We start from the raw sequence: 21,994 nt of genomic DNA, 5'->3' as shown, positions 1-21,994 counted from the left end.
CCATGCAGAACCTCGACCGACGCGGTTTCCTCGGCCTCGCCGCGAGCACCGCGGCCGCGTTATCGGGCAGCTCCGCGCTGGCGGGCTGCGCACCTGGCGGCGCCCCCGCCGTAGGCCGGCCCAAGCGCGGCGGCCGGTTGCGCGCCGCCTTCTCCGGTGGTGGCGCGTCCGAGGTGCTCGACCCGCACGAGACCAGCCTCTACATCGAGATCGCGCGTTCCAAGGCGCTCTACGACAAGCTGGCCGACTACGGCAACGACATGTCCCCGCAGCCGCGCCTGGCCGAGCGGTGGGAGCCCTCCGCCGATCTGCGCACCTGGCGGATCACGCTGCGGCAGGCCACCTTCCACGACGGACGTCCGGTGCGGTCCGCCGACGTGCTGGCCAGCTACGCGCGCATCACCGCCCCAGGCGGCAGCCGGCGGGCCAAGGCGAGCCTGTCGGTGATCGACCTGCCGAACAGCCGCGCCGTCGACGACCGCACCGTGGAGTTCCGGCTCGAACGGCCCTACGCGGAGTTCCCGAACGCGCTGGCCACCCTCGGCGCCTACATCGTCCCGGAGGGAACCACCGACTTCTCCCGGCCGGTCGGCTCGGGGCCGTTCAAGTTCGTCTCCTTCGAGCCGGGCAAGTCGTTCCTGGCCGCGCGCAACCCGGACTACTTCGACGGACCGCCGCTGCTCGACGAGCTGCAGATCGTGGTCACCAACGACGAGTCGGCGCGGGTGAACGCGCTGCTGGGCGGGCAGATCGACTACGCCAACGACCTCACGCTCACCAGCGCCCGCACCTACGAGTCCAACGGTCAGATCCGGGTGCTCCGGCTCCCGCGGAGCAACTTCCACGGGCTGGCGATGAAGGTGGACCGCCCGCCGTTCGACCGGATCGAGCTGCGCCAGGCCATGTTCCACCTGATCGATCGGGAAGAGCTGGTGCGCTCGGTGCTGCAGGGCTCCGGGCAGATCGGCAACGACCTCTACGGCCGGGGATACCGCTACTACGCCGCCCACCTGCCGCAGCGCGGGCAGGACCTGGACCGGGCGCGCTCGCTGGTGCGCGAGGCCGGCGCCGAGGGCATGACCATCGACTTCGACACCTCGGAGGCCTCCACCGGGCTCAAGGAGGCCGCGCTGGCCATCCGCGATCAGGCCGAGCAGGTCGGGCTCGACCTCAACGTGCGGCTGGGCAACAAGGACACCTACTGGTCGGACATCTCCGAGGGCAGCGTGCTGGCCAGCTACCGCTCGGGCGGCATGCCGCTGGACTCGCACATCTCGCAGCGCCTGCTGACCACCTCCACCACCAACAACACCGCGTGGCGGCGACCGGAGTTCGACGAGCTCTACGACGCCGCCCAGTCCACCACCGACGAGGGCGAGCGCGCCGAGCTCTACGCCCGGATGCAGGAGCAGCAGTTCCACGACGGCGGCTTCGTCTGGTGGGGGTCCTCGGACTGGATCGTCGGCGCGGCCGGCAACGTCGGCGGCATCGACGAGCAGGCCCCGGCCAACACCCTGGAGTGGGCGCGCTTCGACGGGGTGTGGCTGGCGTGATCGGTTACCTGGTGCGCCGACTGCTGCTCGGCGCGGTGCAGGTGCTGCTGGTCGCGGTAGGGGTGTTCCTGCTGACCGAGGCGCTGCCGGGCGACGCGGCGGTGACCATCGCGGGCGATAACCCCGACCCCGCGGTCATCGCCGGCCTGCGCGCCGAGCTGGGGCTGGAGCGGCCGATGTGGCAGCGCTTCGCCGAGTGGCTGGGCAACGCGCTGCGGGGCGACCTCGGCACCTCGCTGGTCGGCCCGCGGCCGGTCGCCGAGATGATCGGCGCGGCCGCGGGCCCGACGCTGCTGCTGGCCGGGTTGGCGCTGGCCCTGCTGGTGCCGCTGTCCACCGGGCTCGGCGTGCTGGCCGCCCGCCGCGAGGGCAGCTGGCCGGACCGGCTGATCACCAGCACCACCCTCGGCCTCTACGCGGCACCGGAGTTCGCCATGGCGATCCTGCTGGTCGCCGTCTTCGCCGTGCAGCTCGGCTGGTTCCCGCCCACCGCCATCGACGGGTCGCTGACCGGCGATCCGGCGCTGCTGGTGCTGCCGATGGCGGTGCTGCTCATGCGCCCGATCTGCTCGCTGAGCAGGCTGGTGCGCGCCGGGATGATCGACGCGCAGCGCTCCCCCCACGTCCAGCACGCGCGGCGACTCGGGATCTCGCCCGCGCGGATCCGCTTCGCCCACGCGCTGCCCAACGCAGCGGCCCCGGCGGTGCAGCAGCTCGCGCGCACCGCCGACTGGCTGATCGGCGGCGTGATCGTGGTGGAGGCCATCTTCGCGATCCCCGGGCTGGGAACTGCTCTGCTGGAAGCGGTTTCGGCTCGCGACCTGCCGGTGGTGCAGGGCCTGGCGCTGGTCTTCGCCACCACCACGGTGCTGGTCAACCTCGGTGCGGATCTGGCGGCCCGCGCCCTGTCGCCCACCTCGGAGGTAGGCCGATGAGGTACGCGATCCCCGGACTGCTGGTGGCGGTGCCGGTGCTGCTGGCACTGCTCGGACCGTCGTTCGCCACCGAGGACACCACCAAGGACGTGGCGTTCCTGCTCGGCGGCGGGCACCTGCTGGGCACCGACTTCCTCGGCCGCGACGTGGCCGACGAGGTCCTGCTCGGGGGCCGGTCGCTGGTGCTGACCGCGCTGACCGCCACCGCCTGCACCTACCTGGTGGCGGTGCCGATGGGCCTGGTGGCCGGCATGACCCGCAGCCGCGCGCTGGACGAGGTGCTGATGCGCCCGCTGGACCTGCTGCTGGCGCTGCCCTCGATGCTGGTGTTGCTGCTGCTGGCGGCGCTGGCGCCGGGAACCGCGTGGGTGCTGGTGGCCGTGGTGGCGCTGATCAACCTGCCCGACGTGGTGCGCATCAGCCGCGCCGCAGCGCTGTCGCTGTCCACCCGGCCCGCGGTGGAGGCGATGCGGCTGCAGGGCGAGAGCCGGACGCGCATCGCGCTGGGCCACGTCGCCCGCGCGATGCGCCGCACGCTCGCAGCCGACATGGGCACCCGGTTCACCGGAGCGATCTACCTGGTGGCCTCGGCGAGCTTCCTCGGCGTCGGGGTGGCACCCGGGGCGAGCGACTGGGCGGCGATGGTCGACCGCAACCGCTCGGGCCTGTTCCTGCAGCCGTGGGCGGTGGTGGTGCCCGCGGTGCTCGTCGTCGTGCTGTCGGTGGGCGTGAACCTGCTCTTCGACCGCTGGTTGCGGCGCGCCGACTCGACCTTCCTGGAGGACCGGTGACCGTCGTCGCCGCACATGACCTGACCGTGACCGCGGGCGGGCGCACGCTGCTCGCGGCGGCGTCGTTCAGCCTGAACGGCGGCGAGATCACCGCGCTGGTCGGCGAGTCCGGCAGCGGCAAGACCACCCTGGCGAGCGTGCTGCTCGGCGAGTCCCCGCCCGGGACGGCGGTTTCCGGGGAGGTCGAGATCGCCGGGTCCGCCGTGGATCCCGAGAACCCGCCTCGGCTCGGCACGGTCGGGTACGTCCCGCAGCAGCCCGCGGCCGCGCTGAACCCGGTGCGCCGGGTGGGTTCGGTGCTGACCGAGGTGGCCCGCCTGCACGTGCCGCGGGACCAGGTGCGGTCGAGGGTGCTGGAAGCGCTGCGCCAGGCGCGGATGCCCGACGGGGAGCGGTTCCTGCGGCGCTACCCGCACCAGCTCTCCGGCGGGCAGCAGCAGCGGGTGGTTCTCGCCCAAGCGCTGATCGGGCGACCGCGGGTGCTCATCGCCGACGAACCCACCACCGGCCAGGACCCGGTGATCCGCGCGCAGCTGGCAGCCGAGCTGCGCGCCGCGGCCGAGCAGGGCATCGCGATCCTGCTGCTCACCCACGACCTGGACCTGGTGCGCGACCTGGCCGACCGGGTGCTGGTCCTCGCCGGCGGAACCCTGGCCGCGTCCGACGCGAACGCCCTCGCGCGCCGGGACCCGGTGACGCCGCCGGAACCCGGCGACGCCGAACCGGTGCTGGAGGTGCGCGGGCTGCGGGCCGGGCACCGCGACGACGACGCCCTGCGCGAGGTCTCGCTGCAGGTCGCTCCGGGCGAGCGGCTGGCGGTGCTGGGTCGTTCCGGCAGCGGCAAGACGACCCTGGCGCGCTGCATCGCCGGGCTGCACCGCTTCCGCGGCGGGGAGGTCCTGCTCGACGACCGGCCGCTGCCGCCGGTGCTGCGGCGCCGGACGAGCGAGCAACTGGCGCGGGTGCAGTACGTCTTCCAGGACGCCAGGGCCTCGTTCAGCGAGTTCACCCCGGTGCTGCACCAGGTGGCGCGCACGGCCGAGCGGCTGCGCGGGGTTCCGCGCGCCGAGGCGCGCGCCCGCGCAGCGGCCGCGCTCGACCGCCTGGGAGTGCCGGAGCACAGCGCGGCGCGCCCGCCCGGCGGGCTCTCCGGCGGCGAGCTGCAGCGAGCCGCGCTGGTGCGCGCCACGACGGCCGAACCGGACGTGCTGATCTGCGACGAGATCACCTCGGGCCTCGACGCCGAGCGCCAGGCCGAGCTGCTGGAGGTGCTGGCCGCGCTGCAACGCCACACCGGCTGCGCGCTGCTGCTGATCACCCACGACCTGCCCGCGGTGGCGCGGCTGTCGCACCGGGTGCTGGTGCTCGACGAGGGCGAGGTGGTCGAGCGCGGCCCCACCGCCGAGGTCCTCTCCGCGCCGCAGCACCCCACCACCCGCGCGCTGCTCGCCGCCGCCTCCCGGGAAACCGCAGGTCGAAACACATAGCGAAACGCTGATTGAATACCATTTTCAACTACTGCATCCGATGAGGGAGGTAACCGTGGCGGAGCTCGAAGAACGCCGAGTCGGACGCTACGCGGTCCGCGAAGCCGGACCCGCGGACGCCGAAGGCGCCCGGTCGGTCATGCTCGACACCTTCTACAACGTCTTCGGCCACGGCTACCGGCCCCGCTGGCACGGCGACGTGATCGACATGCGCACCGCCTACTTCGACGACCCCAGGCAGGCGCTGTTCGTGGCGGTGCTGGACGACGAGGTCGTGGGCACCACCGCGGTGCGCGCGGACGGACCGAAGAGCCCGCCGCACGCCCCGTGGCTCGCCGAGCGCTACCCCTCGGGAACCACGGCGCAGGTCTTCCGCGTCTACATCCGCCCCGAGCACCGCAGGAACGGGCTGGCACGCGCGCTGGTCGACCTGGCGTGCGAGTTCGTCGCCCGAACCCCGGGCTACGAGACCATCTACCTGCACACCAACGCCGACATCGAAGGCGCGGAACCCTTCTGGCGCAGCGTCGCCAAGGAGATCCACGACGGCCGCACCGACCCGGCCCACAGCCCAGCGGTCCACTTCGAAATCCCCATCCCGATCCCCTGACCCCCGCCAAATTCCCCTCGAATTCGACGGGCGAAATTCGAGGGTTTTTGCAACCCCACTCGATCGGGTGGGAGGTGGTGGTGTGTCGGAATCGTGCGGGTGCCTCGGTCGCGGTGCTCGGGAGCAGGCGCCTCGGTGGATCTCGCCGATCGGGTGAGTTTCCGGTCGCTGTCGCCGGACCGCGCGGCAGCGGCCGAGACACTCGATCGGTTGAAGACCCCCGCAGTGGTGACGTCGGTGCAACGCGCCGGGAACCCGGCGATGGCTCAATGGGAGGCATGGCCGCAGAGCTCGAGATGCAGCACCGGACGATCCACGGGTATCGGCGGTCGTTCCGCATCGGCGGCGACGGCCCCGCGCTGCTGCTCATCCACGGCATCGGGGACAGCTCGCGCACCTGGCGGGAAGTCCTGGAACCGCTGGCCGAGCACCACACCGTGATCGCACCCGATCTGCTGGGACACGGCGGTTCCGACAAGCCCAGGGCCGACTACTCGGTGGGCGCCTACGCCTGCGGGATCCGCGACCTGCTCGCGGTGCTGGGCATCTCCAGCGCCACGGTGATCGGGCACTCGCTGGGCGGCGGCGTCGCGATGCAGTTCGCCTACCAGTTCCCGCACCGCTGCGAACGGCTCGTGCTGACCTGCCCCGGCGGCGCCGGCCCGGAGGTGCACCCGTTCCTGCGCGCGCTGGCAGCACCGGGAGCCGAAGCAGCGCTCCCGCTGATCACCGGCACCCCGCTGAGCAAGCTGTCCGCGCTGCTCGGACCGGTCCCCCGCTGGACCGGCGAGCTCGGCATGGGCGACGACTACGAGTTCGTGCTGGACTGCTACACGGCGATGCGCACCGCCACCGCTCGCGCGTCGTTCCTGCGCACCCTGCGCTCCGTCGTCGACGCGGGCGGCCAGGTCGCCTCGATGCTGGACCGCTGCTACCTCACCGAGGGCATGCCCACCCTGCTGGTGTGGGGCGAGCGCGACCAGGTCATCCCCGCCTCGCACGCCGCGATCCTGCACGAGGCGATGCCGTGGAGCCGCTTGGAGGTCTTCGAGGGCTCCGGCCACTTCCCGCACCGGTCCGAGCCCGACCGCTACGTCGACCTGCTCAAGGGGTTCGTCGCGGAAACCGAACCGGCCCATCACGATCCGGACCGCTGGGTCTCGCTGCTGCGCCAGGGAGGCCCGAACCCGTTCCCCTCCAGCGGGACGTAGGCGCCCCGATCCGCGGCCGCGCACCGGGTTTCAGAACAATGCGCAGATCCGACGCCGACCGATGTCGACGAATCCCGGGTTGCCCACGTCGATGCCGTGGATGGCCAGCGACACGCTGAACCGGAAACCGCTGAACAGCGCGACGTGCTCGCGCAGGCGCGGGCGCGGCGCACCGCCCGCGTCCCGGTAGGCGGCCAGCAGGCGGTCCAGCCCGGCGAGCCCGAAAGCGTTGTGCACCGCCAGGAAGTCCACCGCCGGATCGTCGATCGCCGCGTCCGTCCAATCCAGAACGCCCAGCAGCCGACCTGCCGGGTCGACCAGGGTGTGCCCGGGGTGCAGATCGGCGTGCGCGAAGCGCACCTCGGAGGTCCAGTAGCGGTCGTCCTCCAGCCACGCCCACCACCGCCCGGCGGGCTGCCGCGGCACGTCCAGTTCGCGCTCCGCGCACCGCAGCTCACCGGCCAGCTCGCCGCGCAGGTCGCCGACCCGGTTGACCGGAGCGCCCAGCGCGGCGAGCTCGGCGGGGTCGAGCCGGTGCAGCTCGGCGATCACCTCCCCGAGCCGGGCGAAGTACTCGGCGGGAGCGTCGACCCACCACTGGTACTCCAGGGTTTCCGGGTGCTCGGGCCCCAGCGGTTCTCCCGGGAGCCGCCGGTAGGCGATCAGCTCGGAGGTGAACACCTCCCACTCGGGCAGCTGCACGCGCAGCTTCGGCCGCAGGTGCTCCAGCAGCCGCCGCTCGACCTCGGCGCGCGCGATCACCTCGGCTCGACGCGGCACGCGCAGCACCCAGCGCGCGCCCCGCTCGTCGACCGCGTGGCCGACCCGGAAGTCCCAGCCGGTTTCGTCGACGTCGACCACCCGCACCCGCAGGCCGTGCCGTCCGGCCAGCTCTCGCAGCACGGCACCGACGGTAGCGCAGCGGTACCGCGGGACGCGCGATTGGCGGTAGTCTGCGCGCCACGCACGAGCCGATCTTCGGGTCGGTGGCGTTTCCGCCGCGGCCGGGCGCGTCGCGGCGCCGATTCGGGAGCGGGCGCGGTGATGACGGCGAGCGGTGCGCAACCTGCGGTCCTGGGCCGCGGCGCGGAGATCGATCGGATCCGGCAGCTGCTCGCCGCGGCCGGTGACGGGTCCGGCTCCGTGCTCTGGATCGACGGCGAGGCCGGGATCGGCAAGACCGCCCTGCTCGACCAGGTCCTCGCCGAGGCCGCGTCGCGCGGCTGCGCGGTGCGCAGCACAGCCGCCGACGCCGCGGCGAAGGCCTTCCCGCTGCGCGTCCTGCTGGACTGCCTCGGTCTGGGAGCCGCGGGCCCCGACGAGGTCCTCGCCGAGGTCCGACGGCTCTGCGGCGAGGCACCGCTGGTGCTGGCGATCGACGACCTGCACCTGGCCGACGAGACGAGCCTGCTGGTCTGGCGACGGCTCGCCTCGCGGACCGGTCGACTGCCGCTGCTGCTGGCCGCCACCGCGCATCCCGCGCGCCGCGACCTCGCCGCGGGGCTCGCCGCATCGCGGATCGCCCTGCCCCCGCTGGGAGGAGAGGTCACCGCGCAACTGGCCGCGCGGCTGGCCGGGACCGCCGAGATCGGCCCGAGGTTGCGCGCGCAGCTGGCCGGGGCCCGCGGGAATCCCGGCTACGTCCGGCGACTGGTGCTGTCCCAGCCCCTGGAGGTCGCGGCGGGCATCGCCGAGGTCGTCTCGGCCGAACCGCCGCGCGAAGTGGCCGAGGCGGTGGCCGCCGGCCTGCGCACCCTCACCTCGGACGCCCGCGACGTGCTGCGCCTGGCGGCGCTGCTGGGCTCGCCGTTCCCGGCGACCGATCTGCACGCGGTCTCGGAACGTCCGATGATCGAACTCGCGCGGCACGTCGAGGAGGCCATGACCGCCGGGCTGCTGGAGGAGACCGGCCCCAGGTTGACCTTCCGGCACGGGCTGGTCCGACAGGCGCTGCGCGAGACCACGCCCGGCGCGCTGCGGGCGGCGCTGCACCACCGGGCCGCCCGCGCGCTGCACGCCTGCGGCACCCCGGTCGAGCGGATCGGCGAGCAACTGCTGGCCTCGGCCCACCTCGCCGAGTCCGAGTTCGACGACTGGGCCCTGGACTGGTTGGCCGAGGACGGGCGGTCCCTCGCCCGGCGCGGACCGGAGTGCGCCGAACAGCTGCTGGCCACCGCCATCCCGCAGCTGCGCCGCGACGACCCGCGACGAGCGGAGCTGCGCGCCACCAGGGTGCTCGCGCTGGTGCAGCTCAACCGCGCCGAGCAGGTCCGCGATCTGGCGGAGAGGGCTCTGGCCGACAGCTCCGACCAGCCCCGAGCCGCCGAGCTCACCTGGCACCTGACCTGGTCGCTGGCCGCCCTCGGGTTGGCCGAGGAGGCCACCGCCGTGGCCGAGGAGGCGCTCGACCAACCGGGTTTCGATCGATCGTGGCTGGCCAGGATGAACGCGATGCTGGGCCGGGTGCTGCTGACCGAGGACCAGTTCGAAGCCGCCGACGGCGCCGTCGAGCGGGCGGTGACCGAGGCCGGCGCGGCCCGCGACGACTACGCCCGCGGGCTCGCGCTGCACGTGCGCGGCAGCGGGCTGGCCAGGCGCTGCGATCTGTCCGAGGCGGTGATCTGCTTCGAGGAGGCCGCCGCCGCGCTGGGCGATGCCCCGGAGCACACCGACCTGCGGCTGCAGGTGCTCGGCGACCGGATGATGCTGCTGTTCGCGCTCGGCCGCAGCGACGAGGCCGACGCGGCGCTGCACGAGCTGCTCGAGATCGCCGAGCGCAGCGCCACCGAGAGCAGGCTGGCCGCGATCCGGCTGTCGGCGGCCTACCACTGCTTCACCGTCGGCCGCTGGGACGACGCCACCGCCGAGCTCGAAGCCGCCGCCGAGCTCACCGCGCACATGACCGAGCCGGAGCGCAGCAGGTTGCACGGGCTGTCGGCGATGATCGCCGGGCAGCGCGAGGAGCACGAGGCCTTCCGCCACCACCTCGCCGAGCTCGGCCCGGCCGAGCGGGGGTTCCCGCTGGTGGCCGAGGTGCTGCGCGCCGAGATCGACGGCGAGACCGATCGGGCGGTGCAGCTGCTGTCCGGGTTCCTCGAACGCGGCGATCGGTTCGCCACCCGCTACGTGTTCCTCCCGCAGCTGGTGCGGCTGGCGATGGAGATCGGCGACGCCGCCACGGCGACGGCGGCGAACGACGCGTGCGCCGAGGACGCCTCGGTGGGCGCCGTACCCAACATCCTGGCCGCCTCGCAGCACTGCCGCGGACTGCTGGACCGGGACCCGCCCGCCCTGCGCGCGGCGATCGAGCTCTACCGCAAGACCAACCAGTCGCCCAAGTGCGCTCGCGCGCTGGAGGACCTCGCGCTGCTGCACGCCGAGCGCGCCGAGCCGGCGGCGGCGAGGAAGGCCTACGCCGAGGCGGCGGAGCTCTTCCAGGCGCTCGGCGCGACCTGGGACCTCCGGCGCGTCGACGCGCGGATGCGCGCGCACGGCCTGCAGCGAACCCGCAGGCGCGCGCAGCGGGCCACCACCGGGTGGGCGTCGCTGACCAAGACCGAGCGGCGGGTCGCGCTGCTGGTCGGCGAGGGTCTCGGCAATCCGGACATCGCCGCGGAGCTGTGCTCCTCGCGGCGCACCGTGGAGGTGCACGTCTCGCACGTGCTGAGCAAGCTGGGCGTGCGCTCCCGGGTGGATATCGCCGTGGAGGCCACTCGGCACCGCCGCGACGAGGTCCACAGTGGATCCTGATTTCGCTCTTCGCGCAGCGGAATTGCGCCGCCTAGCCGAAGGGCACTACACCTCGGCCGCTCATCTGAGCGGTTCCGGGAGGGCTCCGGGCAAATCTACGTGAGCTCCTGGATTACCCGCGAACGAGAGGAACGGCAAGCTGAGGACGTCCTCGCCAACCCCGAACCCGGACCGACCCTCCACAGTGGAGACCAGTTGCCCGGGGCCGACATCCGAATGCGGACGTGCTCATGACCCTCGCCGGACACCCGCGACCCGCGGTCGCCGCCCGACGCGCCGGAGCCGCCCACGACGGCGAACGCGCGCTGAGAGCGCTCTACCAGGAGTACTACCTCCGGCTGCTGGCCTACACCAACCGCATCCTGTCCGATCCGCACCACGCGGAGGACATCGTGCAGGAGACGATGCTGCGGGCCTGGCAGCACGCCGACGCGCTCACGCCCGACCGGGGCTCGGTCTGGGGTTGGCTGACCCGGGTCGCGCACAACATCGCCATCGACCGCATCCGCGCCAGGAGAGCGCGGCCGGTCGAGGTCGACGAGTCCGCGGGTACCGCGGTGGCCGTCGAGCACGCCGACCACGCCGAGGCCGTGCTCAACCGCGTCGCGATCCGCGCGATGGTCGACCGCCTCAACCCCGCGCACCGCTCGGTCGTCCACGAGGTCTACTACAACGACCGCACCGCCAAGCGCGCCGCGACCGCCCTCGGCATCCCGCCCGGCACGGTCAAGTCCCGCCTCCACCACGCCCTGCGCAACCTCAGAGCGACCGCAGAGCACCACCCCTGACCCGCCGAGCCCGCGAACGCAACCCCAACACACCACCACCCCCGCCCCCTTCCGGGCACTCCTCGAAAAACCCTCGGATTCCACCCGCGGAATCGCCTGGTTTTCCGCCCGCCGAATCGCCTGGTTTTTCGAGGGGGTCGATCAGGGGCAGCCGCAGGAGTTGCGGTGGACCAGGTGGCTGGGGAAGCGGTGGGTCTCCGCTGGCGCTTCGGGGTCCGCGAAGCGGCGGAAGAGGAGTTGGGCGGCCTTGGCCCCGATCTCCTCGCAGGGCTGGGCCACCACCGTCAGCCGCGGTGCGAAGCAGTCGGCCCAGGGGAAGTCGTCGAAGCCGACCAGCGCCACGTCCTCCGGCACGGACAGCCCCGCTCGGCGCAGCGCCTGCATCGCGCCGATGGTCATGCTGTTGTTGGCCGCGATGAGAGCCGTCGGCCGGTCCGGAGCGACCAGCAGCCGGGCGACGGCGGCCGCCGCGCCCTCGCTGTCCGAGCGCCCCGAGTCGACCAGCGCCGCGTCCTGCCCGATGCCGTTGCGCGCCAAGCCGTCGCGATAGCCGCGCAACCGCTCCTCGGTGGTGGACAGGCCCGCCAACCCGCCGATCATCGCGATCCGGCGGTGCCCGTGCTCGGCGAGGTGATCGACCAGCTGCGCGGTGGACTCGACGTTCTCCGGCCCCACCTGGTCGTAGCGCTCGTCGACGATGCGGTCGGCCAGCACGACCGGCACGCCCCGCGCGGCCAGGTAGTCCAGCGCCGGCCGCGGTTCGGCGGAGGCGGCGAGGACGATTCCGTCGACCCTCCGCTCGTGCATGTCGCGCACCACGGTCAGCTCGTAGTCGGGATCGTCGTGCGGGTCGGTGAGCAGCAGCGTGTAGCCCCGCTGCAGGACCTCGGCCTCGATGCCCTGCAGCAGCTGCCCGAAGTAGGGGTTGGAGATGGCCGACATGACCACCGCCACCGAGCGGGTGCCACCGGTGGCCAGCGAGCGGGCCAGGGTGTTCGGGCTGTATCCGGTGACCTCGACGGCGGCCTCGACGGCGCGCCTGGTCTCCTGGCGGACGGTCCGCGTGCCGTTGATGACGTGCGAGACCGTCGCGGTGGACACCCCCGCGACGCGCGCAACATCGGCCATCGTCGCCATGTCGGCCAGCACTCCCTCGGGCTCGTCGGTGGCACACACCATAGCAGTTAAGCGCTTGCGCAAGCGCTTAACTGAGGTTTACATTCCCGTTCGCTCAAGGAGGAGATCGCGCCTCGGCGCACGTCGACCCCGCACGGCCGCGGGTCTGGGAGGCAGTACATGACCACCGCAACGCCACCGCAGGTGGCAGCCCGGGGACGCCGGGGCGCCGTGCTCGGCGCGTCCACCATCGCCGCGCTCGGCGGCCTGCTCTTCGGCTACGACACCGGGGTGATCTCCGCGGCGCTGCTCTACATCGCACCCGAGTTCGCGCTCTCCGACGCCGCGCAGCAGTTCGTCGTCGCCTCGCTGCTGCTGGGCGCGATCGCCGGCGCCGTGGGCGCGGGCCCGCTGGTGGACCGCATCGGCCGCAAGACCACCCTGATCGTCCTGTCGGCGGTGTTCACCCTCGGAGCGCTGCTGTCCGCGCTGGCGCCGAGCACCGACGTCCTCGTCGTCGCCCGGATCCTGCTGGGGCTGGCCATCGGCGGCAGCTCGCTGGTGGTGCCCACCTACATCGCCGAGATCGCCCCGCCGACGCTGCGCGGGCGCCTGGTCTCGATGAACCAGCTGATGATCACCATCGGCATCTTCACGTCCTACCTGGTCGGCTACGCCTTCGCCGAGAGCGGCGGGTGGCGCTGGATGCTCGGTCTGGCCGTGGTCCCGTCGGTGATCATGCTGATCGGTCTGTTCACCCTGGCCGAGAGCCCGCGCTGGTTGCTGACCAAGGGCCGCGCCGAGGAGGCGCGCAACGCGCTGCTGCGCACCCACTCCCCCGCCGACGCCGACGCCTCGCTGGACGAGATGCGCGAGACGATGCGCGAGGAGAGCAGGTTCAGCTACCGCGACCTGCTCAAGCCCAAGCTGCGCCCGGCCGTGCTGCTGGGCTTCGCGGTGGCGGCCACCAACCAGCTCGTCGGCGTCAACGCGGTGATCTACTACGCGCCGACCATCCTCAAGCAGGCCGGGATGGGCGACTCCGCGGCGATCCTGTCCTCGGTGGGCATCGGCGCGGCGAACATGATCTTCACGATGCTGGCGCTGCTGCTCATCGACAAGGTGGGACGCCGTCCGCTGCTGCTCGGCGGCACCGCGGTGGTGGTGGCGGTGCTGTTCGGCCTCGGTGCGCTGTACCTGCTGCCGAGCGTGCACGGGCTGGGGCTGCTGCTCACAGCGGGCCTGATGCTCTACGAGGCGGCGTTCGCGGCCAGCCTGGGCCTGGCGATCTGGCTGATCAACAGCGAGGTGTTCCCGACCGCCGTGCGCGGCAAGGCCGCCGGCGTCGGCACGGTGACGCACTGGGGTCTGGACTTCCTGATCTCGATCTCGGTGCTGACCCTGATCAACGCGCTGACCGCCACCGGCCTGTTCTGGATCTACGGCCTGTTCGGCCTCGTCGGCCTGGTCTACCTGTACCGGAACCTGCCGGAGACCAAGAACCGCACGCTGGAGGACATCGAGAGCTCCCTGCGCGGCCGGAGCGAGGCATGACGGCCCACCGCGGAGGCCTGCCCGCCCTGCTCGACCGCGCCCGACAGCTGGCCTCGACGGGGCGGCGGCAGATCCTGGGGATCGCCGGCCCGCCCGGCTCGGGCAAGGGAACGCTGGCCGCGGAGCTGCTGGAGGACCTGGGATCGAAGGCCGTCGTGGTGCCGATGGACGGCTTCCACCTGGCCGAGGCGGAGCTGCGCCGCCTCGGCAGGCGGGACCGCAAGGGCGCGCCGGACACCTTCGACTCGGCGGGCTTCGCCGCCCTGCTGCGGCGGCTGCGCGAGCCCGGCGAGCACGCGGTGTACGCCCCGGAGTTCCACCGCGAGGTCGAGGAGTCCTACGCGGGTTCCATCGCGGTGGGCCCCGAGGTGCCGCTGGTGATCACCGAGGGCAACTACCTGCTGCTCGACGAGGGCCCGTGGGCCGAGGTGCGCGGCCTGCTCGACGAGACGTGGTTCCTCGACCCGCCGCGCGAGGTCCTGGTCTCGCGGCTGGTCGACCGGCACACCCACCACGGCAAGGACCCGGCCGCGGCGCGGGCGTGGGTGGAGGGAACGGACCTGCCCAACGCCGACCGGATCGCACCCACCCGCGACCGGGCCGACCTGATCATCGACGAGTCCTGGTGACGCACCCGCGCGGGGAGCTGGTGAGCCGTGCGGCTCACCAGCTCCCCGCGACGTCGAGGAGGTGGTCCCGGGTGCGGGTGACCGCGGGGCGCTCGGGGGCTCCGGGGCGCTCGGCGAGGTAGATGGTGTTGAACGGCGGGTCCTCGGGCTCCAGCAGCGGGACGAGGGCTCCCGAGTCCAGCTCGTCGGCGCACAGGTAGCGGGGCAGCACGGTGATCCCCGCGCCGGCGGCGGTGGCGGCGAGCAGGCCGCGCAGGTCCGGGACGACCACCGCGGCCTGGCCGGTCAGCCGCCGCCCGAACACGTGGCGCCAGTACCGCCGCACGATCGGCAGGTCCTCGGCGTAGGCGAGCAGCGGCACGCCGGCCAGCGCTGCCGGGTCCACCCGCTCGAGGCGCCCCGCCCGCTCCGGGGAGGCCACCAGCACGAACTCCTCGTCGACCAGCGGCGTCGCGATCACGCTGCGACCGCGGGGCCGGATCGAGGACAGCACCAGGTCGTAGCGGGCCGCGCGCAGCCCGTCGAGCAGCTCGTCGGCCAGCCCGGTGGTCACCCGCAGCCGCAGCCCGTCGAGCAGCTCGTCGGCCAGCCCGGTGGTCACCCGCAGCCGCAGCCCGTCGGAGACCAGCGGCGCGAGCGCGGGCAGCGCCCGCGCGCACAGCAGTTCGGCGGGCCCGGCCAGCTGCACCGGCTCGGACAGCGCGCCCAGCCTGCGCTCGGTCACCGCCGCTAGCTCGTCCAGCGGGGCCGCGACCTGCGCGGCCAGCTCGTCGGCCGCCGCCGTCGCCGCCGCACCTCGCGGCATGCGCTCGAACAGCTGTCGCCCGAGGCGGTTCTCCAGGGCCCGGACCTGCCCGGTCACGGTCGGCTGGGACACCCCGAGATCACCGGCCGCCGCGGTGAACGACCCCGTCCGGTGGACGGCCAGGAACGTGCGCAGCTGCCCGAGGTCGACCGGGCCATCGGAATCACTGGACACCACGCCCACGATGCTAGCCGCGCCGACCCCGCTGACCCATCAGGATCCTGATAGATCGCATCGCATCGGTGATTGGCACCCTGATGGCAGCGCGCCTACCGTCGAAGGGGCAAGCACCGACACCCGCAACCGGAGCGCGAATTCGAATGGCGAAGATCCTGTTCGTGATGACCGGCGCCGATCACTGGACGCTGGCCGACGGCACCAAGCACCCCACCGGGTTCTGGGCCGAGGAGTTCGTGGCGCCCTACGAGGCGTTCACCAAGGCGGGGCACGAGGTCGTGGTCGCCACGCCCGGCGCGGTCGAGCCGCCGGTCGACCGGGGGAGCCTGGGCGCCGAGGCCAACGGCGGCCAGGAGCGCGCCGACCACATCGCGGCCGTCCTCGACGAAGCGGCGAGCGTGCTGCGCAACCCGATCGACCTCGCGCAGGCGAAGCCGGCCGACCACGACGCGGTGTTCTACCCCGGCGGGCACGGCCCGATGGAGGACCTCGCGGTCAGCGCCGAGTCCGGCGCGCTGCTGACCGAGGCGCTGAACTCCGGCAAGCCGCTCGGCGTGGTCTGCCACGCGCCCGCCGCGCTGCTGGCCACCGGCCCGAACTCGCCGTTCCGCGGCTACCGGGTCACCGGGTTCACCAACGCCGAGGAGCGCCAGGCGGGGCTGGCCGACAAGGCCGCGTGGCTGCTGCAGGACCGCCTGGTCGAGCTGGGCGTGGACTTCGCCGAGGGCGAGCCCTGGGCGGCCAACGTCGTCGTCGACCGCAACCTGCACACCGGGCAGAACCCGGCGTCCTCGGCGCCGCTGGCCCAGGAGCTGCTCAAGGTCCTCTGAGCGAGATCGCCGAGCGATGGCCCGGTCGGCTTCGCCACCGGGCCCTCACCTACGCCGCCGACGGCCGTGCTGCTGATCGTGCGCTCGACCAGGACGACCTCGGTCGCGCGCCCGATCGCCGGGAGGCGCCGACCGCACCGCGCGGTGCCACAGCGACGCCCACTGCTCGGCGGTGAGGTCCTTGGGCAGCGCCTGCGGCGACAGGCGTTGCGCGCGCAGCCACTCGCGCAGCTCGCCGCGGTCGAAGCGGCCGCTCCGGACCGCGATCTCGCCCAGCCCGCGGCCGCGCCCGGTGAAGACCTCGCGGACGAACCGCTGGTAGGCGGTGCGCTCGGCGACGAGCGGGCGGTCCCGGCGCGCGATGCTCAGCAGCCCGCCGTCCACGGCCGGGACCGGGCGGAACGAGCGGGCGGCGACCCTGGCGTGCAGGGTGAACTGGTACCAGGGCCACCAGCTCGCGGTCAGCATGCTCGCCCCGCCCACGCCGGCGCGCCGCCGGGCGACTTCCCACTGCACCAGCAGGATCGCGGTCTGCCAGCGCTGCTCGGCGAGGATGCGCTTCAGCGCTGCGGTGGTGAGGTGGAAGGGCAGGTTGCCCACCAGCACGTGCGGATGCCGCGGGAACCGGTACCGCAGCACGTCGGCGTTGACCACGGCGACGTGCTCGGGCACGCGCCGCTGCAGCCGGCGAGCGCGCTTCGGGTCGATCTCGACCGCGGTCAGCGGACGCCCGGACCGGCTCAGCGGCACCGTCAGCGCGCCGTCACCGGGACCGACCTCCACGATCGGTCCGCTCGTCCGGGCGACCAGATCCTCGATCATGCGGATCGTGGTCCGGTCGACGAGGAAGTTCTGGCCGAGCTCGTGCGGTCCACCAGGGGTGGGAGAAGGCATGAGTGCGCTCCGAGTGGAGAGAATCGGAGCCGGGCAGCACGAAGGCGCCGCACCGGCGATGACCCGATGTGCGGCGGAGCTGAGAAGAGGTGAGGTCAGCTCGCCGCTAGGAGCGGCGGATCCTCACGTAGCACGCGGCACTCACGCAGATACCCATCACGTGCAGATTAGCAGCGAGGCCGACCGCGCCGGGACCCGAGCCGTCGACGGCCTCGCCGCGCCCCCTAGCCGCGGTCCTCGGTGCGCTGCGGGCTGCGCCCCGGAACCGTGGTGATGCGCCAGGCCCTGGGGCCGCCGTGGTGGTGGACGTAGTGCTCCGCGGTTGCGCGATCGCCGAAGCGCAGTTCCTGCCGCAGCTCGGTGTGCACGATCTTGACCGCCACCGGACGCTCCCCCCGTCTGCTCGAAAACCGATCCGGGCTCCCGATGTTCGCATTCGGCGCTGGAGCTCGCCACCAGCCGGTCGCCCCGGCGTGTCCCGTGCGGTCCGCCGATCCTTGCGCCGGAGGTGCCACCTCCGTATGCTTCGGAAAGCGCTTACCCAACATGCTCGTCGACGAGTGTTTCCGAACGCACCATCCGCCGGGGTGCGACGCGGCACCCCCGAGCAGAATGGGACCGTCCACAATGGATTCATCACGGGAGAAGCGAACCCGGGCCCGCATCGGCCTGCTGTCCGCGCTGACCATAGGCTTGTTCCCGATCGCCGCAACCGCCACCGCCGAGCCGCCGGAGGCCAACCGGGCCGTGGTGGCCCTCCGCTCCGGCGACGGCAACTTCGTGTCCTGGCGGTCGCTGCCCGCCGACCCCGCCCAGCTTGCCTTCGACGTCTACCGCGACGGCACCAAGGTCAACCGGGAACCGCTGCGGCGCGCCACCAGCTTCCTCGACCGGGGCGCGCCGCCCGGTGCCGAGTACGCCGTGGTGCCCGCCGGCACCGCGCCCGCCGCGGCGGCCGACCGCACCCGCGCGGCCGAGGCCGACCACTTCGACATCCCGCTGCAGGTGCCCGAGGGCGGAACCACTCCCGACGGCGTGGACTACACCTACAGCGCCAACGACGTCAGCGTCGGCGACCTCGACGGGGACGGCGACTACGAGCACGTGGTCAAGTGGGACCCGTCGAACTCCAAGGACAACTCGCAGACCGGCTACACCGGCAACCAGATCCTGGACGCCTACGACACGGACGGCACCCGGCTGTGGCGCATCGACCTGGGGCGCAACATCCGCGCCGGGGCGCACTACACGCAGTTCCAGGTCTACGACTACGACGGCGACGGGAGCGCCGAGGTGGCGGTCAAGACCGCCGACGGGACCGTGGACGGCACCGGCAGCACGATCGGCGACCCGAACGCCGACCACCGCACCGAGGAGGGCTTCGTGCTCGGCGGCCCGGAGTTCCTCACGATGTTCGACGGCCGCACCGGCGCGGCCGCGCACACCACCGACTACATCCCGCAGCGCGGCGATCCCAACGGCTGGGGCGACCCGATCGGCAACCGCTCGGACCGCTTCCTGGCCGCGACCGCGCAGATCGGCGGCGAGCCCGCGCTGATCGAGGCGCGCGGCTACTACACCCGGTCGGTGATCACCGCCTGGCGCTTCAGCGGCGGGGAGCTGACCCCGCTGTGGACCTTCGACAGCGACGTGGCCGGGGAGCAGTACGCCGGTCAGGGCAACCACAACCTCTCGGTGGCCGACGTGGACGGCGACGGCAGCGACGAGATCGTCTACGGCGCGATGGCCCTCGACGACGACGGAACCCCGCTGTGGAACACCGGTTTCGGACACGGCGACGCGATGCACGTCAGCGACCTCGACCCGCAGCGCCCGGGCCAGGAGGTCTTCAAGGTCGACGAGGAGTCCGACCAGCCCAGCTCCTTCCTGGCCGACGCGGCCACCGGCGAGGTGCTCTGGCAGACCCCGCCGGCCGGCGACAACGGCCGCGGCGTCGCAGGCGACATCTGGGCGGACAACCCGGGAGCGGAGTACTGGTCGATGAACGACGACCAGCTGCGCAACTCCGCGGGCGACCCCGTCGGCAGGCCACCGGAGTCGATGAACTTCCTGGTCTGGTGGGACGGCGACACCACCCGCGAGCTGCTCGACGACACCCACGTCGACGAGTACGCGCCCGAGGGCGAGCGGCGGCTGCAGGACTTCCCCGGAGTGGCCTCGAACAACGGCACCAAGGCAACCCCGGCGCTGTCGGCAGACCTGCTCGGCGACTGGCGCGAGGAGGTCGTCTACCGCACCACCGACAGCTCGGCGCTGCGGGTGTTCAGCACCACCGAACCCACCGACGTGCGGCTGCCGAGCCTGATGGAGGACCGCCAGTACCGGCTGGCGGTCGCCTGGCAGAACACCGCCTACAACCAACCGCCGCACCCGAGCTACGCGCTCGACGACCAGCGCTGACCCGACCCGGACTTCTGATGGGAAAAGTCCCCGGGCCTCGCCGTTGGACTTCCTTCATCAGAAGTCGCACGCCCCGCACGCGCGATTCGACCAGGGTGCGCGCGTGCGGGGCGGCTTCGCACGTCCGGATCGCGAAACCTCTTGCGAATAATGGGAACGTTCCAACCAGCGGACGGGAAGCTGGGCCACGGCGGACGGATCGATCCGCGCAGCGCTGGGATGACGTGCAATACGGGGAAAACGGGAACTCGCGCGCGACGGAGCTTCACCGCACCGGAGGTCTTCCTTCCGGTTCTTGATCGGTCTAGGGTGCCGCGCTGAGAGCGCTCTCTGCGCTGTTCTCCCCAGGAGGTGCGTATCCCATGACCCCCGTTCCACAACGGCGCGGGCGCCGATTCCCGTTCTTCGCCGGGATGGCCGCGCTCGCCGTCGTGACCGCGACGGCGCCGGCCGCATCGGCCGCCCCGCTCGCGAAGGCACCGCAGCCCGGCGACGTCCGCCCGGCGGCCTGCGGCGGCACGAACACGCCGGACTTCGGCGAGAACGTGCACGTCTTCGACCCGAGCATGCCCCCCGACCAGATCCAGCGGCAGCTCGACGCCGACTTCGAGAACCTCAAGGACACCCAGGCCGACCAGATGTCCGAGGACCGGGTCGCCCACCTGTTCATGCCCGGCGACTACGACAACCACATCAACGTCGGCTACTACACCTCGGTCGCCGGGCTGGGCAAGAACCCCGGCGACGTGAACCTCAACGGCAACCTCACCGTCGACGCGTTCAACGAGAGCGACGAGGGCAACGCCACGCAGAACTTCTGGCGTTCCGCCGAGAACATGACGGTCACCCCAGAGGGGACCAACCGCTGGGCGGTCTCGCAGGCCGCTCCGTTCCGCAGGATGCACGTCAAGGGCGACCTGGACCTGTACCCGAAGAGCTACGGCTGGGCCAGCGGCGGCTACATCTCCGACTCCGTGGTCGACGGCACCACCGAGTCCTCCTCGCAGCAGCAGTGGTACTCCAAGGACTCCCAGTACGGCAGCTGGTACGGCAGCGTGTGGAACATGGTGTTCTCCGGCGTCGAGGGCGCCCCGAGCACCGCGTTCCCGGACCCGCCGCACACCGCCCTGCCGACCACCCCGGTCTCCCGCGACGTGCCCTACCTCTACGCCGACGAGCAGGGCTCGTTCCACGTGAACAAGCCGGAGCTGCGCCCCGAGGCCTCGGGCCCGAGCTGGGCGGGCGGGGACACCCCGGGCACCTCGGTGCCGATGAGCGAGTTCTACGTCGCCAAGCCCACCGACACCGCGCAGACCATCGACGACGCGCTCTCGCGGGGCTGCAACCTGCTCTTCACCCCGGGCGTCTACCACCTCGACGACACGATCGACGTGACCAACCCGGACACGGTCGTGCTGGGCATCGGCTACCCGACGCTGCAGCCCACCACCGGCAAGCCCGCCATGCAGGTCGCCGACGCCGACGGCATCCGGCTCAAGGGCCTGCTCTTCGACGCCGGCGAGACCAACTCGCCGAGCCTGCTGACCGTGGGCGCGGAAGGCGCTTCGGCCGACCACGCGCAGAACCCGATCAGCGTGCAGGACGTGTTCTTCCGCCTCGGCGGATCGATCGCGGGCAAGGCGACCCGGAGCCTGGTGGTCAACAGCAACAACACGCTGCTCGACCACATCTGGGCCTGGCGCGCCGACCACGGTAACGAGGGCACCTTCGGCTGGGACGTCAACACCGGCGAGACCGGCGTGACGGTCAACGGCGACGACGTGACGGCCACCGGGCTGTTCGTCGAGCACTACCAGAAGTACCAGACGATCTGGAACGGCAACGGCGGCACGACGGTCTTCTACCAGAACGAGCAGCCCTACGACGTTCCCGACCAGGCGTCGTACATGAACGAGGACGGGCTCGAGGGCTGGGCTGCCTACAAGGTCGCCGACGACGTCACCTCGCACGAGGCGTGGGGCCTGGGCAGCTACAACTACTTCAACACCAACCCGGAGGTGCGCAACTACCACGCCTTCGAGGTCCCGGAGAACCCGAACGTGAAGTTCCACAGCCTGGTGACGGTGTCGCTGAACGACAAGGGCGCCACCGAGCACGTCATCAACGACACCGGCGAGATCACCCCGCCGGACACCCAACCGTCCAACGTCGTCAGCTACCCGTGACCTGACGCCGAGCGCCTTGCTCCGCGGTCCTGGCGACGAGCATGCGCCTTTTTCACCGAAGGTCCCCGAGCGCGCGCTCGGGGACCTTCGGTGAAAGAGGGCCACCGCCCCACGACTTCCTCGACAGCCCCTAGGGGGTGTCCTCAAAGTGGGTGTGGGTGGCCTGGTTTGATCTTGGTTGATGGTGAAAAGGCATGAGTTGACTGATGAGCAGTGGCAGGTCATCGAGCCGTTGTTACCGGCCTCGGGCGTGGCGG

At 72.4% G+C, this 21,994-nt stretch carries 18 protein-coding genes; 13 read left to right on the top strand and 5 right to left on the bottom strand.

Features of this window, described 5'->3' with window-relative positions:
• Positions 1-2: 2 nt before the first annotated feature.
• From ACFQRI_RS19755 to ACFQRI_RS19730, 6 genes are all read left to right on the top strand, one after another.
• Positions 3-1,553: an ABC transporter substrate-binding protein gene (locus ACFQRI_RS19755; protein ID WP_380670760.1), complete on the top strand. Its 1,551-nt coding sequence runs from the start codon at positions 3-5 to the stop codon at positions 1,551-1,553.
• Positions 1,550-2,488 carry an ABC transporter permease gene (locus tag ACFQRI_RS19750; protein ID WP_380670758.1) on the top strand — a complete coding sequence of 313 codons (939 nt, stop codon included), beginning with the start codon at positions 1,550-1,552 and terminating at the stop codon, positions 2,486-2,488. The genes ACFQRI_RS19755 and ACFQRI_RS19750 overlap by 4 nt, the downstream gene beginning before the upstream one ends.
• Positions 2,485-3,279: an ABC transporter permease gene (locus ACFQRI_RS19745; protein ID WP_380670756.1), complete on the top strand. Its 795-nt coding sequence runs from the start codon at positions 2,485-2,487 to the stop codon at positions 3,277-3,279. Before ACFQRI_RS19750 ends, ACFQRI_RS19745 begins: the two co-directional genes overlap by 4 nt.
• Positions 3,276-4,766, top strand: coding sequence for an ABC transporter ATP-binding protein (locus ACFQRI_RS19740; RefSeq protein ID WP_380670754.1), 1,491 nt, complete (start codon positions 3,276-3,278; stop codon positions 4,764-4,766). Before ACFQRI_RS19745 ends, ACFQRI_RS19740 begins: the two co-directional genes overlap by 4 nt.
• Positions 4,767-4,821: 55 nt before the next feature.
• On the top strand, positions 4,822-5,376 hold the full coding sequence (locus ACFQRI_RS19735; protein WP_380670752.1) for a GNAT family N-acetyltransferase: 555 nt from the start codon (positions 4,822-4,824) through the stop codon (positions 5,374-5,376).
• A gap of 278 nt (positions 5,377-5,654) precedes the next feature.
• Positions 5,655-6,587: an alpha/beta fold hydrolase gene (locus ACFQRI_RS19730; RefSeq protein WP_380670750.1), complete on the top strand. Its 933-nt coding sequence runs from the start codon at positions 5,655-5,657 to the stop codon at positions 6,585-6,587.
• A 30-nt stretch (positions 6,588-6,617) separates the two neighbouring features.
• Here ACFQRI_RS19730 and ACFQRI_RS19725 read toward each other — a convergent pair whose 3' ends face one another.
• Positions 6,618-7,490, bottom strand: coding sequence for a macrolide 2'-phosphotransferase (locus tag ACFQRI_RS19725; RefSeq protein WP_380670748.1), 873 nt, complete (start codon positions 7,488-7,490; stop codon positions 6,618-6,620).
• A gap of 141 nt (positions 7,491-7,631) precedes the next feature.
• On the opposite strand from ACFQRI_RS19725, the gene ACFQRI_RS19720 reads away from it, so the two are divergent.
• Together ACFQRI_RS19720 and ACFQRI_RS19715 are read left to right on the top strand one after the other, a co-directional pair.
• Positions 7,632-10,337, top strand: a complete 2,706-nt coding sequence (locus ACFQRI_RS19720) for a helix-turn-helix transcriptional regulator (RefSeq protein ID WP_380670746.1) — start codon at positions 7,632-7,634, stop codon at positions 10,335-10,337.
• A 230-nt stretch (positions 10,338-10,567) separates the two neighbouring features.
• On the top strand, positions 10,568-11,125 hold the full coding sequence (locus tag ACFQRI_RS19715; protein ID WP_380670744.1) for a sigma-70 family RNA polymerase sigma factor: 558 nt from the start codon (positions 10,568-10,570) through the stop codon (positions 11,123-11,125).
• Between the two features lie 141 nt (positions 11,126-11,266).
• Here the strand turns inward: ACFQRI_RS19715 and ACFQRI_RS19710 are convergent, their stop codons facing one another.
• A complete protein-coding gene (locus ACFQRI_RS19710; RefSeq protein ID WP_380670742.1) occupies positions 11,267-12,301 on the bottom strand; it encodes a LacI family DNA-binding transcriptional regulator in 1,035 nt (344 codons plus the stop codon).
• 120 nt (positions 12,302-12,421) lie between these two features.
• Between ACFQRI_RS19710 and ACFQRI_RS19705 the strand changes: the two genes are divergently transcribed.
• Together ACFQRI_RS19705 and ACFQRI_RS19700 are read left to right on the top strand one after the other, a co-directional pair.
• Positions 12,422-13,795: a sugar porter family MFS transporter gene (locus tag ACFQRI_RS19705; protein WP_380670740.1), complete on the top strand. Its 1,374-nt coding sequence runs from the start codon at positions 12,422-12,424 to the stop codon at positions 13,793-13,795.
• A complete protein-coding gene (locus ACFQRI_RS19700; RefSeq protein WP_380670738.1) occupies positions 13,792-14,424 on the top strand; it encodes a nucleoside/nucleotide kinase family protein in 633 nt (210 codons plus the stop codon). The genes ACFQRI_RS19705 and ACFQRI_RS19700 overlap by 4 nt, the downstream gene beginning before the upstream one ends.
• 34 nt (positions 14,425-14,458) lie before the next feature.
• On the opposite strand, the gene ACFQRI_RS19695 is transcribed toward ACFQRI_RS19700, so the two are convergent.
• Positions 14,459-15,406, bottom strand: coding sequence for a LysR family transcriptional regulator (locus ACFQRI_RS19695; protein ID WP_380670736.1), 948 nt, complete (start codon positions 15,404-15,406; stop codon positions 14,459-14,461).
• Positions 15,407-15,549: 143 nt separating this feature from the next.
• On the opposite strand from ACFQRI_RS19695, the gene ACFQRI_RS19690 reads away from it, so the two are divergent.
• The gene (locus ACFQRI_RS19690; RefSeq protein WP_380670734.1) at positions 15,550-16,236 is read left to right on the top strand and encodes a type 1 glutamine amidotransferase domain-containing protein; all 687 of its coding nucleotides are present in this window, start codon (positions 15,550-15,552) and stop codon (positions 16,234-16,236) included.
• A gap of 45 nt (positions 16,237-16,281) precedes the next feature.
• On the opposite strand, the gene erm is transcribed toward ACFQRI_RS19690, so the two are convergent.
• Positions 16,282-17,130: a 23S ribosomal RNA methyltransferase Erm gene (erm, locus tag ACFQRI_RS19685; protein WP_380670732.1), complete on the bottom strand. Its 849-nt coding sequence runs from the start codon at positions 17,128-17,130 to the stop codon at positions 16,282-16,284.
• Positions 17,131-17,354: 224 nt separating this feature from the next.
• Positions 17,355-17,513 carry a hypothetical protein gene (locus tag ACFQRI_RS19680; protein WP_380670730.1) on the bottom strand — a complete coding sequence of 53 codons (159 nt, stop codon included), beginning with the start codon at positions 17,511-17,513 and terminating at the stop codon, positions 17,355-17,357.
• 244 nt (positions 17,514-17,757) lie between these two features.
• Here ACFQRI_RS19680 and ACFQRI_RS19675 point away from each other — a divergent pair, with 244 nt between their 5' ends.
• Together ACFQRI_RS19675 and ACFQRI_RS19670 are read left to right on the top strand one after the other, a co-directional pair.
• On the top strand, positions 17,758-19,551 hold the full coding sequence (locus tag ACFQRI_RS19675; RefSeq protein WP_380670728.1) for a rhamnogalacturonan lyase: 1,794 nt from the start codon (positions 17,758-17,760) through the stop codon (positions 19,549-19,551).
• A gap of 362 nt (positions 19,552-19,913) precedes the next feature.
• Positions 19,914-21,737: a hypothetical protein gene (locus tag ACFQRI_RS19670; RefSeq protein ID WP_380670725.1), complete on the top strand. Its 1,824-nt coding sequence runs from the start codon at positions 19,914-19,916 to the stop codon at positions 21,735-21,737.
• Positions 21,738-21,994: the final 257 nt, after the last annotated feature.

Origin of the sequence: Saccharopolyspora griseoalba (genome assembly GCF_042665275.1) — a bacterium.
In the GTDB taxonomy this organism is placed as follows: domain Bacteria; phylum Actinomycetota; class Actinomycetes; order Mycobacteriales; family Pseudonocardiaceae; genus Saccharopolyspora; species Saccharopolyspora griseoalba.
The sequence above is the reverse complement of the archived record's forward strand: the minus strand, read 5'-3'. Positions and strand labels throughout refer to the sequence as shown.